14 protein-coding genes and 1 riboswitch are annotated in these 15,895 nt (G+C 72.0%); of the genes, 9 read left to right on the forward strand and 5 right to left on the reverse strand.

Going from position 1 to position 15,895, the window contains the following annotated elements; all coding sequences use genetic code 11:
- The first annotated feature begins 31 nt into the window (after positions 1 to 31).
- From ACQEVU_RS06255 to ACQEVU_RS06290, 8 genes are all read left to right on the forward strand, one after another.
- Positions 32 to 1,549 carry an MFS transporter gene (locus ACQEVU_RS06255; protein WP_433321579.1) on the forward strand — a complete coding sequence of 506 codons (1,518 nt, stop codon included), beginning with the start codon at positions 32 to 34 and terminating at the stop codon, positions 1,547 to 1,549.
- Positions 1,550 to 1,556: 7 nt separating this feature from the next.
- Complete coding sequence (locus tag ACQEVU_RS06260; protein ID WP_433321580.1) at positions 1,557 to 2,216, forward strand: TetR/AcrR family transcriptional regulator; 660 nt, start codon at positions 1,557 to 1,559, stop codon at positions 2,214 to 2,216.
- Positions 2,213 to 2,803, forward strand: coding sequence for a DNA-3-methyladenine glycosylase (locus ACQEVU_RS06265; protein ID WP_433321581.1), 591 nt, complete (start codon positions 2,213 to 2,215; stop codon positions 2,801 to 2,803). The genes ACQEVU_RS06260 and ACQEVU_RS06265 overlap by 4 nt, the downstream gene beginning before the upstream one ends.
- Positions 2,804 to 2,852: 49 nt before the next feature.
- Positions 2,853 to 3,986 carry a TauD/TfdA dioxygenase family protein gene (locus ACQEVU_RS06270; protein ID WP_433321582.1) on the forward strand — a complete coding sequence of 378 codons (1,134 nt, stop codon included), beginning with the start codon at positions 2,853 to 2,855 and terminating at the stop codon, positions 3,984 to 3,986.
- Positions 3,983 to 5,038 (forward strand): ABC transporter substrate-binding protein, encoded by a 1,056-nt coding sequence (locus ACQEVU_RS06275; RefSeq protein WP_433321583.1) that lies wholly within the window; start codon positions 3,983 to 3,985, stop codon positions 5,036 to 5,038. The genes ACQEVU_RS06270 and ACQEVU_RS06275 overlap by 4 nt, the downstream gene beginning before the upstream one ends.
- Positions 5,035 to 5,814 (forward strand): ABC transporter ATP-binding protein, encoded by a 780-nt coding sequence (locus tag ACQEVU_RS06280; protein WP_433321584.1) that lies wholly within the window; start codon positions 5,035 to 5,037, stop codon positions 5,812 to 5,814. Before ACQEVU_RS06275 ends, ACQEVU_RS06280 begins: the two co-directional genes overlap by 4 nt.
- Positions 5,807 to 6,649 (forward strand): ABC transporter permease, encoded by an 843-nt coding sequence (locus ACQEVU_RS06285; RefSeq protein WP_433321585.1) that lies wholly within the window; start codon positions 5,807 to 5,809, stop codon positions 6,647 to 6,649. Before ACQEVU_RS06280 ends, ACQEVU_RS06285 begins: the two co-directional genes overlap by 8 nt.
- Before the next feature lie 80 nt (positions 6,650 to 6,729).
- The gene (locus ACQEVU_RS06290; protein WP_433321586.1) at positions 6,730 to 8,091 is read left to right on the forward strand and encodes an LLM class flavin-dependent oxidoreductase; all 1,362 of its coding nucleotides are present in this window, start codon (positions 6,730 to 6,732) and stop codon (positions 8,089 to 8,091) included.
- Here ACQEVU_RS06290 and ACQEVU_RS06295 read toward each other — a convergent pair.
- From ACQEVU_RS06295 to ACQEVU_RS06310, 4 genes are all read right to left on the reverse strand, one after another.
- Positions 8,046 to 9,251 (reverse strand): ROK family protein, encoded by a 1,206-nt coding sequence (locus tag ACQEVU_RS06295; RefSeq protein ID WP_433321587.1) that lies wholly within the window; start codon positions 9,249 to 9,251, stop codon positions 8,046 to 8,048. The two genes, ACQEVU_RS06290 and ACQEVU_RS06295, sit on opposite strands and share 46 nt — an antisense overlap.
- A 110-nt stretch (positions 9,252 to 9,361) precedes the next feature.
- Positions 9,362 to 9,823: a cupin domain-containing protein gene (locus ACQEVU_RS06300; protein WP_433321588.1), complete on the reverse strand. Its 462-nt coding sequence runs from the start codon at positions 9,821 to 9,823 to the stop codon at positions 9,362 to 9,364.
- Positions 9,824 to 9,837: 14 nt separating this feature from the next.
- Positions 9,838 to 10,974 (reverse strand): Ig-like domain-containing protein, encoded by a 1,137-nt coding sequence (locus ACQEVU_RS06305; protein ID WP_433321589.1) that lies wholly within the window; start codon positions 10,972 to 10,974, stop codon positions 9,838 to 9,840.
- Positions 10,975 to 11,129: 155 nt separating this feature from the next.
- A complete protein-coding gene (locus ACQEVU_RS06310; RefSeq protein WP_433321590.1) occupies positions 11,130 to 11,861 on the reverse strand; it encodes a hypothetical protein in 732 nt (243 codons plus the stop codon).
- A 461-nt stretch (positions 11,862 to 12,322) separates the two neighbouring features.
- A riboswitch (cyclic di-AMP (ydaO/yuaA leader) is annotated at positions 12,323 to 12,484 on the forward strand.
- An 8-nt stretch (positions 12,485 to 12,492) separates the two neighbouring features.
- Between ACQEVU_RS06310 and ACQEVU_RS06315 the strand changes: the two genes are divergently transcribed.
- Positions 12,493 to 13,347 carry a C39 family peptidase gene (locus ACQEVU_RS06315; RefSeq protein ID WP_433321591.1) on the forward strand — a complete coding sequence of 285 codons (855 nt, stop codon included), beginning with the start codon at positions 12,493 to 12,495 and terminating at the stop codon, positions 13,345 to 13,347.
- Positions 13,348 to 13,735: 388 nt separating this feature from the next.
- On the opposite strand, the gene ACQEVU_RS06320 is transcribed toward ACQEVU_RS06315, so the two are convergent.
- The gene (locus tag ACQEVU_RS06320) at positions 13,736 to 15,865 is read right to left on the reverse strand and encodes a transglycosylase domain-containing protein (protein WP_433321592.1); all 2,130 of its coding nucleotides are present in this window, start codon (positions 15,863 to 15,865) and stop codon (positions 13,736 to 13,738) included.
- Positions 15,866 to 15,895 lie beyond the last annotated feature (30 nt).

Consider the following 15,895-nt stretch of genomic DNA (forward strand, 5'->3'; position numbering starts at 1 on the left):
CGTAAACACACGCCCGTAAGGAGCCTGCGCCATGACCGAGTACCCGCGCCGCTGGGCCGCTCTCGCGGTGCTCAGCCTGACCCTGGTCGCCGTCACCCTCGACAACTCCGTGCTCAACACCGCGCTGCCGTCGCTGGCCCACGCCCTGAGCGCCGGCACCGCGGACCTGCAGTGGATCACCGACGCGTACACCCTGGTCTTCGCCTCGGCCCTGATCCTGGCCGGCACCCTCGGCGCCCGGCTCGGCTCCCGCAACGCGCTCCTCGGCGGCCTGGCCGTCTTCGGCGGCGGCTCGGCGATCGCGGCCCTGTCCGACTCGCCCGCCCAGCTCATCGCCTGGCGGGCGGTGATGGGCCTCGGCGCCGCGTTCGTCATGCCGGCGACGCTGGCGATCATCACCCGGATCTTCCCGCCGGTGGAGCGCCCGAAGGCGTTCGGCGCCTGGTCCGCCGCGGCCGGCATCGGTGTGCTCATCGGCCCCGTCACCGGCGGCGCCCTGCTCGAGCACTTCTCGTGGAGCAGCGCCTTCTGGATCAACGTGCCGCTCGTCGCCTTCGCCATCGGCGCCGTGTTCGCCGTCGTCCCCACCGTGCCGGCCGTGCGCGGCGGGCGGCTCGACCTCCTCGGCGCGGTGCTGTCCACCGCCGCCGTCGCCGCCCTCGTCGACGCCGTCATCCAGGCCCCGGCCCGCGGCTGGACCGGCGCGGTGACCCTCGCCGAGTTCGCCGCCGCGGCCGTGCTGGTGCTCGTGTTCGTGCTGTGGCAGCGCCGGGCCGCGTCGCCGCTGGTGCGCCTCGACCTGTTCGCCAACCGCACCTTCGCCGTCGCCGCGCTGTCGCTGGCCGTGGTGTTCTTCGTGCTCTTCGGGACGCTGTTCGAGCTTTCGCAGTACCTCCAGCTGGTCCACGGCTACACCCCGCTCGTCGCCGGCCTGGGCGCCATGCCCTTCGCCGTCGCGATGGCCGCCACCTCGGCCACCTCGCCGCTCATCACCCGCCGGCTCGGCGTGCGCGGCACCCTGGCGCTCGGCCTGTTCCTGGCCACCGTCGGCCTGCTGGAGCTGGCCACCACCGACGTGCACACCGCCTTCTGGCGGGTCGCCGTCGGCACCGCGGTCATCGGCCTCGGCATGGGCATGATGATGGCGCCGGCCAGCCTGCAGATCAGCGGGTCGGTCCCGCCGCAGTACGCCTCGATGGCCAGCGCCCTCAACAGCGTCATCCGCGAGCTGGGCGGCGTGCTGGGCATCGCGGTCCTGGGCACCGTCGTCTCCTCCGCCTACCGTTCCGCCGTCGGTACCGACCTCGGCCCGGCCCACGACGACCTGCCCACGGCCCACGGGATGGCGGCGACGCTGCCCGCCCCGGCCGCGCGGCAGGTCATCGAGGTCGCCGACAAGGCCTTCACCGACGCCATGGACCGCGGCGCCCTGATCGCCGCCGGGATCGCCCTGCTGATGGCGCTCGCGGTGCTGGTCGTCCGCCCGCGCCGGGTCGCGACGCCGGCCTCCGAGGTCCCCGCCGCCGAGCCGGCGCTGCAGACGGCATGATGAAGCTATGAAGTCGGAATCGACCGATTCGGCCGCCCCCGCTCGCGGGGGTGGCCGGACCCGCAACCGCCGCGGCGAGGGCGCCCTGCTGCGCGACGAGATCGTGGCCGCCGCCGAGCGCCTGCTCGAGCGCGAGGGCGACGAGGAGGCGCTGTCGCTGCGCTCGGTCGCCCGCGAGGCCGGCATCTCCGCCCCGTCGATCTACACCCACTTCGCCGACCGCGAGGCGATCCTCGACGCCGTGCTCGACATCGCCTTCGAGCGCCTGCGCCGGGTGGTCACGGAGTCCTCGGCGGGCATTGCCGATCCGGTGGAGCGGCTCCACGCCGGCTGCCGGGCGTACGCGCGGTTCGGGATTGAGGAGCCGGCGCGCTACCGCGTCCTGTTCGGCCGCCGGCGCGCCGACCCGCCCGTGCCCGGCGCCGGCCTCTCGGCGGTCTGGCAGCGCCGGCACGAGGCATTCATGACCCTGGTGGAGGGGCTCGACGGCTGCGTCAAGGCCGGCCGGTCCGGCAGCACCAACCCGTACGCGGACGCCACCACCCTGTGGACCTCGCTGCACGGCGCCGTCACCATGCGGCAGTTCGTCCCCGGCTTCCCCGGGTTCCCGCCGCTGGAGCGGGCCGTCGCCGACCTGGTCGACCGCATCGGCCTGATCCGCCCGTGACGCTGCTGTCGCGCCTGGAGGCCCCGGTCGAGACGGCCGCCCGCGCCCTGCTCGGCTGCCGGTTCACGGTCGGCGAGGTCACGGTGCGCCTGACGGAGGTCGAGGCGTACTCGGGCACGGGCGAGGACCCCGCCTCCCACGCCCACCGCGGCCGCACCCCGCGCAACGCCATCATGTTCGGCCCGGCCGGCTACGCGTACGTCTACTTCACCTACGGCATGCACTACTGCGTCAACATCGTGACCGGCACGGAGGGCACCGCCTCGGCCGTGCTGCTGCGCGCGGGCGAGGTGGTCGCCGGCCTGGAGACGGCCCGCGGGCGCCGCCCGGCCTCCCGCACGGACGCCGACCTGGCCCGCGGCCCGGCCCGGCTGTGCAGCGCCCTGGCGATCGGCCGCGACTTCTACGGCACCTACCTGCTGGACGGCCACCTGACCGAGCCGGAGACCGCGCCGGTGGCGATCTCGGCCGGCCCGCGGGTCGGCGTGACCGGCGCCCACGACATTCCGTGGCGCTTCTGGCTCACCGGCGACCCCACCGTCAGCGAGTACCGCCGCCACACCCCGCGCCGCAAGGAGTCGACTTAATTCAGTTCCGCGGAAAGTTGACACGCATATCGGCGCACGGCGACGATCGATGCATGACCGGACCCGGGCGAGGATTCTCGCCCCGACACATCGCCTTCACGAGGCGACGCGTCATCGACAACATGTTGTCGATGTCCATGCAGTGTCGCTGACCGACGCTGTCGTTTCCGGATCTCTTTTTCAGCCATCGTGCGGCCCTGTCCGGGCCGGCCACGATGCTGTCCGCGTGTCCAATTCCCGATCTGAGGGAGCAATCGCGATGACAACAGCCAGTCGCACCGCGCTTTCCGTCCGAAAGATCACCGCCCGAATCGGGGCCGAAATCCGCGGCGTGAACATCGGCGACGAGCTCGACGGGGAGACCGTCGCCGCGATCCGCACCGCGCTGAACGAGCACAAGGCGCTCGTGTTCTCCGGCGTCGAGCTCGACGACGCCGCCCAGGAGCGCTTCGCCCGCAACTTCGGCGAGCTCACCACCGCCCACCCGACGGTGCCGGCGGAGCCCGGCGCGCCCAACGTGCTGCCGGTCGACAGCGAGCGGGGCCGGGCCAACCACTGGCACACGGACGTCACGTTCGTGCTCAGCCCGCCGCAGGTCAGCACGCTGCGCAGCATCGTGCTGCCGCCGTACGGCGGCGAGACGCTGATCGCCGACGCGGCCGCTGCCTACCGGGACCTGCCGGAGCCGCTGCGCGCGTTCGCCGAGACGCTGTGGGCGGTGCACACCAACGACTACGACTACGCGGTGCCGCCGGAGTCGCTGGACGAGGGCGCGCGGGAGCGCCGGGCCCAGTTCACCTCCATCCGCTACGAGACGGTGCACCCCGTCGTGCGCGTACATCCGCTCACCGGCGAACGGGGCCTGTTCATCGGCGGTTTCGCCAGCCGGATCATCGGGCTTTCCGGCACCGAGTCGCGCGACATTCTCCGGCTGCTGCAGTCGTATGTCACGCGGCCCGAGAACGTGCTGCGGTGGCGGTGGTCGCCGAATGAGCTCGTCATTTTTGACAACCGCATCACCCAGCATTATGCAATCGACAACTACGACGGCCTTCCGCGCCGCCTGAATCGCGTCACGGTCGCCGGTGAAATCCCGGTCGGCGTGGACGGAAAGGCGAGCTACTCCATTTCCGGCGACGCTTCGCACTACACGCCGGCCGTTGCTGTTCCGGCCGCCGCATGAAGGCCGGCGCGGGGTACAGGGCGGTCCTCGCCGTCGCCGCGGTGGCCGCGCTGTCGGCGTGCGGCTCGGCCGAGGCCAGCGGCAGCGCGCCCGACGCCTCGGGCGTCACCACGCTGCGGTACCAGGGCTGGGCCAACCAGGTCACGCTGCCGGAGGTGGCCGAGCACCTCGGCTTCTTCGGCGGCAAGGTCAGGCTCAAGTGGGTCGGCAACACGATCAGCGGGCCCCAGGACATCCAGTCCGCGGCCACCGGCGAGACGGAGTTCGGGGGTGCCTTCGGCGGCGCCGTGGAGAAGCTCGTCAGCTCCGGCGCCGGCATCAAGGCGGTGATCAACTACTACGGCAGCGACAACAAGGAGTTCACCGGCTACTACGTGCTGGACGGCAGCCCGCTCAAGGAGCCCAGGGACCTGATCGGCCGGAAGGTCGGGGTGAACACCCTCGGCGGGCAGAACGAGGCGGACATCTTCAACGTGCTGCACAAGGCCGGGACGAGCCCGGCGGAGGCCAAGAAGGTCGAGCTGGTGACGCTGCCGCCGCCCAACGCCGAGGACGCGCTGCGCAAGGGCCAGATCGACGCGGTCGCCCTGTCCGGGCAGTTCCGCCAGCGGGCCGAGGCGGCCGGCGGGCTGCGCCCGCTGTTCACGCAGGTGGACCTGTACGGGGCGTTCAACGGCGGGCAGTACGTGTTCCGCAACGACTTCATCAAGAAGAACCCGGCGGCGGTACGCGCCTTCGTCGACGGCGTCGGCAAGGCGATCGAGTGGGAGCGCACGACGCCGCGCGACGAGGTCATCGCCACGTTCACGAAGATCGTCGAGGGGCGGGCCCGGCCCAACGAGACGACGGCGACGCTGAAGTACTGGCAGAGCGTCGGCGTGCCGTCCAGCCACGGCTACATCGTCGACGGCGACTTCACGCTGTGGCAGGACTGGCTGCTCACCACCGGGTCGGTGAAGCAGCCCCCGAAGCCGTCGGACCTCTACACCAACGAGTTCAACCCGAACGCGACCTCGCCCGCGCTCCCGGCTCCCTCGAGGAGCGGCGGATGATCCGGATCGGCAACCTCACCAAGACCTTCCCCGCCCGCAACGCGGCCGCGCTGACCGCCCTGGACGGCGTCAGCCTCGACATCGCCACCGGGGAGTTCCTCGCGCTGGTCGGCCCCAGCGGCTGCGGCAAGTCCACGCTGCTGGACCTGATCGCCGGGCTGACCAGCCCGACCTCGGGCGAGCTGAGCATCGGGGGGCGGCCCGTCACCGGGCCGGGCCTGGACCGGGGCGTGGTCTTCCAGCAGTACGCCCTGTTCCCGTGGCGGACCGCGCAGGCCAACATCGAGTTCGGCCTCGAGGTCAAGGGCGTGCCGCGCCGGCGGCGGGCCGAGCGGGCCCGGGAGATGCTGGCGCTCGTCGGGCTGACGGGCTTCGCCGACCGGTACCCGCACGAGCTCTCCGGCGGCATGCGCCAGCGGGTGGCCATCGCCCGCAGCCTGGCCTACGAGCCCGAGGTGCTGCTGATGGACGAGCCCTACGCGGCGCTGGACGCGCAGACGCGGGAGGCGCTGCAGGAGGACCTGCTCTCGATCTGGCGGCGCACCGGCACCACCGTGCTGTTCATCACCCACAGCATCGAGGAGGCCGTGTACCTCGGCCAGCGGGTCGCGGTGATGACCGCGCGGCCGGGCAGCATCAAGCGCGTCGTCGACATCGACCTGCCGGACAGCGGCGCCGGCGATCCCCGCACCACGCCGGAGTTCGTCCGCTACCGCCGCGAGATCTGGCAGCTGCTGCACGACGAGGTGCGCAAGGAGGTCGGCGCCGGTGTCTGAGACCTCGATCGCGGTCATCGACCAGCCCGTCACGCGCGCCGCCGGCCCACCGGCGCCGGAGGCCAAGCCGGGACGGCGGGCGGCCCGGCTGCTGGGCTCCGGCCTGCGGCGCAGCGTCGCCATCGCCGCCTTCCTCGCCCTGTGGCAGATCGCGCCGAGCGTCGGCTGGGTCGACCCGGCGTTCCTGTCGCCGCTGAGCGAGGTGCTGGCAACCTGGTGGCGGCTCGCGTCCGGCGGCGACCTGTGGACCGACGTCTGGGCCAGCCTGCACCGCTCGCTGGCCGGCTTCGCGATTGCCATCTCGATCGCGGTGCCGCTGGGGCTGCTCATCGCCTGGTACCGCGCGGTGGCCGGGGTCCTCTCGCCCCTGCTGGCCATCTTCCTCAACACGGCGGCGGTGGCCCTGCTGCCCGTCTTCACCCTGATCCTCGGCATCGGCGACACGTCGAAGATCGCGATCATCGCCTACGCCTGCTTCTGGCCGGTGCTGTACAACACGATCAGCGGCGCCCGCGACGTCGACCCGCTGCTGATCAAGTCGGCCCGCTCGCTCGGGCTGCCGCCCCTCAAGCTCTTCACCAAGGTGATCGTCCCGGCGGCGCTGCCGACGATCTTCACCGGCGTCCGGCTGGCCGGCGCGGCCTCCATGCTGGTGCTCATCACGACCGAGTACGTGGGCGCGAAGGCCGGCCTCGGCTACATGATCATCTCCGCGCAGTTCAACTTCCAGATCCCCGAGATGTACGCCGGCATCCTCACCGTGTCGATCCTCGGCGTCGCGTTCAACTACCTGCTGGTGTTCATCGAGTCGAAGGTCCTGAGGTGGCGAGCATGACCGGTCCGGAGCGGAGCGGAGGGGCCGGGCATCATGGGCTCAGTTCGGAGGTCGTGCGGCCGGAGCGAAGCGGAGGGCGCATGACCCGGCGAATGCATCTCAACGCGTTCCTGATGAGCTCGGGGCATCACGAGGCGGCGTGGCGGCTGCCCGAGAGCGACCCGTACGCCGACGTCGACGTGCAGCACTGGATCCGCCTGGCCCGGATCGCCGAGCGGGGCCGGCTCGACTCGCTGTTCCTGGCCGACGGCCCCGCGCTGTGGCAGGGCATCGAGTATCGCCCCGCCGGCCAGCTGGAGCCCACGATCCTGCTGGCGATCCTCGCGGCCGCGACGAGCCGGATCGGGCTGATCGCCACCGCCTCGACGACGTACAACGAGCCGTACAACCTGGCCCGCCGCTTCGCCTCCCTGGACCACGTCAGCGGCGGCCGCGCGGGCTGGAACATCGTCACCACGGCCGGGCGGGCTGCCGCGCGCAACTTCGGCCTCGGCGACCGCCCGGACCACCTCGACCGGTACCGCCGGGCGACCGAGTTCGTGGAGGTCTCCCGCAAGCTGTGGGACTCCTGGGACGACGACGCCCGGCTGGCCGACAAGGCCCGCGGCCGCTACATCGACCCGGCCAAGGTGCGCGCCATCGGCCACCGCGGCGACTACTACCGGGTCGCGGGGGCGCTGAACGTGCCGCGCCCGCCGCAGGGGCACCCGCTGCTGGTGCAGGCCGGCTCCTCGCACGACGGCAAGGACTTCGCCGCCCGCTACGCCGACGCCGTCTTCACCGCGCAGCAGACCATCGCCGACGCCCAGCAGTTCTACGCGGACCTGAAGGCGCGGGCGGCCGCACTGGGCCGGGACCCGGAGGCGGTCAAGATCCTGCCGGGCATCGTGCCGATCCTCGGCTCGACCGAGGCCGAGGCGCAGCGCAAGGCCCAGGAGCTCGAGGACCTGATCGTGCCGGAGTTCGGGCTCGGGCAGCTCTCGGAGACGCTGGAGGTGCCGGTCGACCGGCTGGTCCTGGACGAGCCGCTGCCGGACGACATCCCGGACAGCGCCTCGATCGAGGGCGCGCAGAGCCGGTCCGGCCTGATCGTCAGCCTGGCCCGCCGCGAGCGGCTGACCGTGCGCCAGCTCATCGGCCGGCTGGGCGGCGGCCGCGGCCACTGGACCTTCATCGGTACCCCGGAGCAGACCGCCGACGTCCTGCAGGAATGGTTCGGCAACGGCGCGGCCGACGGCTTCAACGTGATGGGCGCGGCCCTGCCGTCGGGGCTGGAGGACTTCGTCGACCAGGTCGTGCCGATCCTGCGCGAGCGCGGCCTGTTCCGCACCGAGTACGAGGGCACCACGCTGCGCGAGCACTACGGGCTGGCCCGCCCCGCGAACCGGTACTCCGATCAGGACGCCTCGGCGAACGCCAGCACGGTGAACGGATCGGTGTAGAGGGCGTCGAGCATGACCGCGCCGCCGGCCATCGCCAGCGGCGCGTCCATGAAGCTCGACATCAGCACGGTCCGGTCGGGGTCGGTGACCGTCGCGCTGTGCCGGGCGACCGCCTCGCGCAGCGTCGCCAGGCAGTCGGGCAGGCGGGCCAGGCCGGGCTCGACCAGGAGTACCAACTCCGGATTCAAAAGGTCCGCGATCGGCGCGATGGCCCGTCCGACGACCTCGGCCCGCCGGCGGAAGAGCTCGCGGGCGGCCGGGTCGCCCGCGGCCGCGATGTCGACGAGCTCGAACACCGACCGCTCGGCGATCAGCCCCGCCTGGTGCGCGCGGCGCACCAGGCGGCGCTCCGACACGGTCGCCTGCAGGCAGCCCACGCGCCCGCACGAGCACGGCTCGGTGCTGCCGGCGACGGGCAGGTGCGCGATGCTGCCGGCCTGGAAGCGGGGCCCGTGGTGGACCTGCTCGCCGAGCGCGAAGGCGGCGTCGACGACGTTGCCGACGAACACCGCGAGCACGCTCTCCCGCGAGCGGGGATGGCCGAACAGCTGCTCGGCGCGCACCAGCGCCCGGGAGTGCGAGTCGGCCAGCGCCGGCACCCCGAACCGGCGGGAGAAGATCGCGCCGGCCGGGACCTGGCGCCAGCCCAGCATCGGGTGCTCGATGATCGTGCCGTGGTCGCGGTCGACCCAGCCGCCGGTCGCGATCCCGATGCCCAGCAGCCGGTCGCCCTGCGGATGCTCGTACAGCAGGCCCGCCAGCGCGTCGGCGCTGCGCTCGATGATGCGGTCCGCGCCGGCGTCGCCGTGCGGGATCCGGCGCTCGACCAGCACGCGGCCGCGGATGTCGAGCAGCGCGACGGTGGCGTGCGGGATGGCGTAGTGGATGCCGGCGACGATGCCCACCGAGGTGTCCAGGTCGACCGGGAGGAACGGCCGGCCCATCCCGTTCGCGGCCGTGGCTTCGGGCAGCTCGGTCAGCAGGCCGAGCGCCAGCAGCTCGGCGGTGTGGCCGGTCACCGACGCCGGCGACAGGCCCGTGAGGCGGGCCATCGTGCTGCGGGGCAGTGGCCCGTGCTCCAGGACGACGCGCAGGAGCGATCCGACGCTGACCGCGCGGCGCCGCTGCGGGCGCGATGAGGCTCGCGACAGTACCAACATGGAGCATATCCTACTTCACCGATAGGGTTGATATGTTAAATCGGTGTCGGCGGATTGCGTCTCTTCGGGCATGGTGAGGCCCCGCCGCGCGACGGCGGCGGGGCCACGAATCACCAGCAGGCTTCCCGGTCCGGCAGGCGATCCCCGTCCGGCGGGCGGATCGCGGACGACTGGGGCGCCCGCGCGTACTCCCCGTCCGTGACCTGCTCACCCCACTCCGTCTCGGCGCCGTCCGGGTCGATCTCGTGCGTCGACACCATCGCCACGAACGTGTGCGGGCCGGCGCCGTGCCAGTGCCACTCGCCCGCCGACACCACGATCGTGTCGCCGGCGCGGACCTCGTGCACCGGGCCGCCACGGCGCTGGACGCGGCCGACGCCGTGCAGGACGTGCAGGACACGGCCGTACGGGCAGCGGTGCCACGCGGTGCGCGCGCACGGGTTGAACTGGGCGTGGAACGTCGCCAGGCGGGACGGCTCCATTGCGGTCACGTCCCGGCCGATCCAGGCCACGCCGGAGTACCGCTGCTGCGGCGCCGGGCGGCTCGTGCTGGGTGCGCGTATGACCTCCATGCGATGACTCCCCTCTAGGCCTTCTGGTAGTCCGCCCACGACATGTCCCACGCGGTCCAGCCGTCGCCCGGGTCCAGCGCCACCTCGGTGCCGCGAGTCGTCACCGGGTCGCCGACCAGCACGGACTCGTAGAGCCAGCGGGCGTTGGCGGTGGACACGTTGGTGCAGCCGTGCGAGACGTTGCGCACGCCCTGGTCGCCGACGGACCACGGCGCCGCGTGGATGTACTGGCCGCCCCAGGTCAGGCGCATGGCGTACTGGACCGGCGCCACGTACTCGGCCGTGCGGAACACCGTCGCCGCTTCGCGCGACATGATGACCGTCGTGCCGCTGGATGTCGGGGTCGACGACTTGCCCAGGCTGACCGGCATTTCCTTGATGGGTGCGTCGTTCTGGTACACCGTCAGTTTCTTGGTGGCGTTGTCGATGTCGATCGTCAGCTTGCGCCCGATCGTGATCGACGCCGTGATGTCCTCATCGGTGTGGCCGTTGCCGATGCGCACACCGTTGAGGGCCTTGCGCGCGGTGATCTTCGTGCCCGGCTGCCAGTAGTGCTCCGGGCGGTACATCACCTCGTGCCCGCTGAACCAGTGCCACGCCCCCGGCTGCGGCGGATCGCTCGTGACGAACAGTCGCTGCTGGACGGCCGCGCGATCGGCCGGCGGTACGTCGCTGCCGAAGTCGACCACGATCGGCATCGCGACGCCGTAGGTGCCGCCGTTGGTGAGCTGCAGGTCGGAGTTGATCTGCTGGCCGGGCGCCTTCGCCGCCGTGGTGAACGTCGTCTCCTTCGTCACCGGCTTGCCGTCGACGCCGACGGCGGTGACCTTCGCGGTGTACTTCGTGCCGTAGCGCAGCGCCGTGGCGGGCACCCAGGAGCTGCCGTCGTCTCTTGGCGCGCCGGCGACCGGCTGGCCGGACGCGTCGGTCAGCGTCACGCCGGTCACCTTGCCGGCGCTGACCTTCAGGCCGATTTCGGTGCTGATCGGTACGTCGCCGCTGCCGCCGTCCGTCGACGGCGTGATCGTCAGGCCGACGGGTGTCGGCGGGGGAGCGGTGTTCTTCGCCGCGGTGGGTTTTCGGTGCGACGAACCGTCGCAGGCCACCAACCCCGGCGCCGCGGCGACTGCGAGCGCAAGCAGCGCGGCCACGGACCTTCGTTGTCTGTCCATTCCCGCATCGTCGTGCCGGCCCGGGCGAGCCTGGGCCGGCAAACGAATGACTCCGGGGGCTATTGCTCTGTCTATCCCCGCATCGTCGTGCCGGCCCGGGCGAGCCTGGGCCGGCAAACGAATGACTTCGGGGGCTATTGCATTGTGGCGTCGGCGATCTGGGTCGCCAGGCCTTCCCACTTCGCGTACGCGTCGGGGAACGCGGAGCCCTGCACCATCTGGGCAGCGACGGTGACCGCGTAGTCGCCCCAGCCCGGGATGCGCAGGAGCGCCGCGTAGAACCGGCGGGCCGACTCGTGCGGGTCCATCAGCTGGTCGATCGAGCCCCAGCTCGGGCGCTGCTGGAACAGCCCGACGGAGTCGTAGTCGTACCCGACGCCCTGGTTCGGGTGGTTGAGCGACTGCGGCAGGTTCCCGTTGGCCAGGTTGCGCAGGTGGCTCTCCTGCAGCGCGGTGGCCAGCGCGACGATGGCCGCGCGCTTGGGCAGGTTCTCCCGCTTGGCGACGTCGACGATGGCGATCGCGTTGTCCATCTCAATCTGGCTGAGCCCGCCCACGGGCGCGGGCGGCGCCTTCGGTGCCGGGCTGCTGCTCGGCGCGGCCTTCGGGCTCTGCGCGGGCTTGGCGCCCTGCGTCGCCTTCGGGGCCTTCGTGGTGGCGGCGGGCCGCGGGGCCCGCTCCCGGCCTCGGGAGGCCACCGAGTCGTTCGTCGGCCGCTCGGACTCGTTGGCGAGGCTCATCGCGGTGCCGCCGTCGGGGCTCTGCTTCTCGGACATCGGTACCGCGGTCAGCGCGAGCGCCGCCACGGCGAGCACGGCCGCGGCGGCCAGGCCGCGGGGTCGCCGGTCGCCCGGGTCGACCGGCAACAGGTAGGCCTCGCGCTGTGGCCCGTTGAGGCGTGTGGCGAGTGAGTGTGCTTCGCGTCGCGCCCCCGTCAGGCGCGTGGCAAATGAGTGCGCCTCGCGTCGCGCCTCCGTGAGGCGTGTGGCGAGCGAGGCGGCAAGAACGCGGAGGTGGGCCGCATGGCGGCCGCGGGAAGGCCGTAGATGGCGCGGACCGGACTTGGACTCGGTCTCGGTCGTTCCCACCGCGCTGGGATGCGGGTTTTCGTCGGCACCGTCGAGCATCCGGCGAGACTAGGACCGGGCCGGCGAGGGGGTGATTTTGGGCATGAGAAATGGCGCCCGGGCGGTGTGCGCACGGTCACCCTTCGTGCGGGCGTCACGCCCTGTGGCTGAATTCGCGGGTGGTTAAAAGCGCCCTGAGCGGCGCGTTTACCGTCGATCCGTTCGCCTCGGCCCTGAAGTCACTCACGGTGGGTGACGCCGATGCGAATCCGCTGAGTCGTGTTGCGCACGGCGAGTCCGTGTTGCGCACGAGCCGGGGACCCACGCGCCAGTTGGGGTGAATCCGCGCGCTTGTCGCGCGGTAGGGCGGCCTTCCCGTCCGAACCCGTCAGCTAACCCGGTAGGCGGCTGCGGAAGGGTGGTACCCCCGTTGTCGTACTTCTACACATCCCGGCACTCGCAACGCACCCCGTCCTTCGTCCGCCGGCGGCTGCCGGTGGTCGCCGCGTCGGCCTGCCTGGCCGCGGCCGCGAGTTTTGGCGTGGTCGCGCTGCAGCAGGGTTCGCCGACCCCGGCGGACGCCCAGGCACTGGTCGGCGCCGAGTCCTCGGTCGACGCATCGTCGACATCCGGCGGCTCGACTCCGGGCGCTGCCGCCGGCGCCGCTCGCGGGAAGCAGCCCGCCGATGCGGCCCCCACGAAGCCGTCCTCGCCAACGTCGGCCGCGGGTTCGTCATCCCCGTCGCCGTCCGCTTCGCAATCTGCAACACCTCCGGTCCAAAAGGACATTTCGTACCAGTTCGCGTGGCAGGAAAACTACTACTTCTGCGGCCCAGCGGCCACCCGGATCGCCTTGACCGCGCGCGGCTTGTTCCCGTCGCAGTCGGAGGTCGCCCAGCGCCTGGGCACCACGGAGAGCGGCACGAACTCGTCCGAGGACACGGCCCGCGCCCTGAACGCCTTTACTGGCACCAACTTCTACGAGGCCCACTTCATCCGCGGCTCGACGGCCACGCCGGCGGACGTGGACGAGCTGCGGTCGTCGGTGGTGTCGGCGATCTCACAGGGTTACGCGGTCGTCGCGAACATCGCCGGCTCAACGGTCGACGACGCCGGCCACGGCCACTCGTACGACGGCGGCCACTACCTGACGATCGTCGGCTACCGGGACGGCGGCGCCACGGTGAAGATCGCGGATCCCGCCGACGCGCAGGGCGTCGGCTCGTACACCCTGCCCGTCACGAAGATGGCCGACTGGATCGCCCAGCGCGGCTACGCCGCCTGACACCCTTCCCGAGCCTCGCCCGCGGACCCGCGTCTTCCTCGCGGGTCCGCGAGTTCGCCTTCGCGGGTTCGCGAGCTCGTCCTCGCGCGTCCGTGATTCGTTCGTCGCGAGTCCACGGACCGTGTCGCGAACCCGGGCTGGGCGACGGTGCCGCGGCTCGCTGGGTGCGGCCTCCGCGAGGGCGTGATTGGGGGCGAGACCGGAAAACACGTACGCGCGCGTGTTCCGGCTCGTGGTTCGTTGAGGTCGTTGCACTGCCGTCCCGGAGGTGCCTGCCGAGGTGCGCATCGAGCGTCACGAGGCGGCGCCGCTTCCGGTCTTGGCCCTTCTCACGGTACCGGACGTCGCCAAATCGTGGCCGAAAGCGGTCACCGTCCGTGTCGGCACGTCAACCCAGCGCTCTGGCCCGGCTCGGTGCCACGAACTGCTTCACGGGCTGGCCCCGTAGCGCGGCGGCCATGGTCTGCGCCACCGCCGCGTCTACCGAGTTTGACACGCCGCCGCCGACCTGGTCGTTCGGGTTGTCGACGTTGACCGCGATGGCGGCGGCCGCGATCTGCGGGGTGAAGCCGACGAACGTCTCCGTCGCGTTGTACTCCGAGCTTCCCGTCTTTCCGGCGACCGGGCGGCCGCCGAGGATGCCGGACACGGCCTCGGCGGTGCCGCCGTCGCATTTGTTGTACGCCGACCCCTTGCCCACCGGGCACCTCGCGGCGTCCGTCGCGGCGGCGGTCACGTCGGGGTCCAGGACCTGGCGGCACTTCGGGCCGGCCGCGTCGACCGGCTTGCCGTCCGGGTCGGTGATGGACAGGACGGGCAGCGGTTGGCAGTACACGCCGCCGGCCGCCACCGTGGCGTAGGCGTTGGCCAGGTCCAGCGGGGTCGTCGAGGCCACGCCGAGCGTGAACGAGCCCCACTCGTCGGCCTTGGCCGCCATGGTCGTGTCCGACTCGGCGCGGAACGTGATGCCCAGGCGCTGGGCCATCTCCACGACCTTGCGGGCGCCCACCTGCTCCTCGAGCCAGACGAAGTACGTGTTCACCGAGCGGCCGAACGCGTTCCACATCGTGCGGTCGCCGTCCATCCAGCTCGGGGTGTCGTTGCCGGGGCACCACCGCCCGCCGCAGTTGCCGGGGCCGGTGCCGCCGCCGGGCCAGTGGGTCACCAGGCGGGCCGGGGCGTTGAAGTGGGTGTTCAGCGGGCGGTTGCTCTCCAGCGCGGCCAGCATCGTGAACATCTTGAACGTCGAGCCGGCCTGGTAGCCGGCCACGCCGGCGCCGCCGGACACCAGCTGGTTCACGGTGTTCGGGTAGTTCGGGTGCTGGGGCGGGTTGGCCTCCAGGCTGTAGTGGCGGTTCACCGCCAACGCCAGGACCCGGCCGCTGCCGGGCGTCACCACGGCCAGGGGGAGTGAGCGGGCGTTGTCATAGCCGTAGACACCGAGGGACTGCGAAAGAGCCGCCGCCTGTACCCCGGGATCCAGCGACGTCACGATGGTGTACCCGCCGGTGCGCAGCAGCTCGTCGCGGTCGGTCGGGGTGGCGCCGAACTCGGGCTGGGAGTTCCACCACAGGCGGAAGTAGTCGCAGAAGAAGCCCCAGTCGTTGTGCTCCTGCGGTACGGCGGTGCAGTCGTTCGGCAGCCGGCGCTGGGTCAGCGTCAGCTCGGTCGCCTTCGCCGCGGCGGCCGCCTCGGGGGTGATGACCTTCGTCTTCGCCATCGCGTCCAGCGTGTACTCGCGGCGGGCCAGCGCTGTGGCGCGGTCGCCGGTGAGCGGGTTGTCGGCGTCGGGGGACTGCAGCAGGCCGGCCAGCAGAGCGGCCTCGGGGAGGGTGAGGTCCGACGGCTCCTTGCCGAAGTACGTCTGGCTCGCCGCGTAGATGCCGTAGGCGCCGGAGCCGAAGTAGGCGATGTTGAGGTACTGCTGCAGGATCTCGCCCTTGCTCATCCTCTTTTCCAAGGCCATCGCCAGCTTCATCTCGCGCAGCTTGCGGTCCGGGGTGTCGGCCAGCGCGTCGAGGTGCTGCTGCGGGGTGAGGCTCGGGTCGTTCTTGAGCACATTGCGGACGTACTGCATCGTCAGCGTCGACGCGCCCTGCTGCGCGCCGCCGCGGCTGTTGGACACGAACGCGCGGAAGACGCCGCGCGCGTCGACGCCGTGGTGCTGGTAAAAGCGGGTGTCCTCGGCGGCGACGACCGCCTGCTGCATGAGCTTCGAGATCTGCGCCAGGCCGACATCGCGGCGGTTCTCGTCGTAGAAGGTCGTGAGGAGGGTCTTTCCGTCGCTGGCGTACACGTACGTCGTCTGCGCCGGCCGCGGCGTCGCGAGCTGGGTCGGCAGGTTCTCCCACGTGTCGGCCCCGGCCTTCGCCAGGCCGCCGCCGGCGAGCGCGAGCGGCAGCGACGCGGCCGAGAGCACGAGCCCGGCCAGCACCCCGCACAGCAGCAGCTTCAGTACGCCGCGAAAAAACCGGAACCGCTTCCGGGGACGCGGGCGGGGGCGGCGGCGCAGGCGCATGCGGTGGTCTCCCTGGCAACGGCGGGCGGT

It is taken from the genome of Dactylosporangium sp. CA-139066, assembly GCF_050936175.1.
GTDB lineage: Bacteria > Actinomycetota > Actinomycetes > Mycobacteriales > Micromonosporaceae > Dactylosporangium.

Coding starts and splice junctions, on each gene's coding strand:
- ACQEVU_RS06320 (WP_433321592.1), bottom strand. CDS start 15,865: ATGCGCCTGCGCCGCCGCCCCCGCCCGCGTCCCCGGAAGCGGTTCCGG.
- ACQEVU_RS06290 (WP_433321586.1), top strand. CDS start 6,730: ATGACCCGGCGAATGCATCTCAACGCGTTCCTGATGAGCTCGGGGCAT.
- ACQEVU_RS06260 (WP_433321580.1), top strand. CDS start 1,557: ATGAAGTCGGAATCGACCGATTCGGCCGCCCCCGCTCGCGGGGGTGGC.
- ACQEVU_RS06300 (WP_433321588.1), bottom strand. CDS start 9,823: ATGGAGGTCATACGCGCACCCAGCACGAGCCGCCCGGCGCCGCAGCAG.
- ACQEVU_RS06270 (WP_433321582.1), top strand. CDS start 2,853: ATGCATGACCGGACCCGGGCGAGGATTCTCGCCCCGACACATCGCCTT.
- ACQEVU_RS06275 (WP_433321583.1), top strand. CDS start 3,983: ATGAAGGCCGGCGCGGGGTACAGGGCGGTCCTCGCCGTCGCCGCGGTG.
- ACQEVU_RS06255 (WP_433321579.1), top strand. CDS start 32: ATGACCGAGTACCCGCGCCGCTGGGCCGCTCTCGCGGTGCTCAGCCTG.
- ACQEVU_RS06295 (WP_433321587.1), bottom strand. CDS start 9,251: ATGTTGGTACTGTCGCGAGCCTCATCGCGCCCGCAGCGGCGCCGCGCG.
- ACQEVU_RS06280 (WP_433321584.1), top strand. CDS start 5,035: ATGATCCGGATCGGCAACCTCACCAAGACCTTCCCCGCCCGCAACGCG.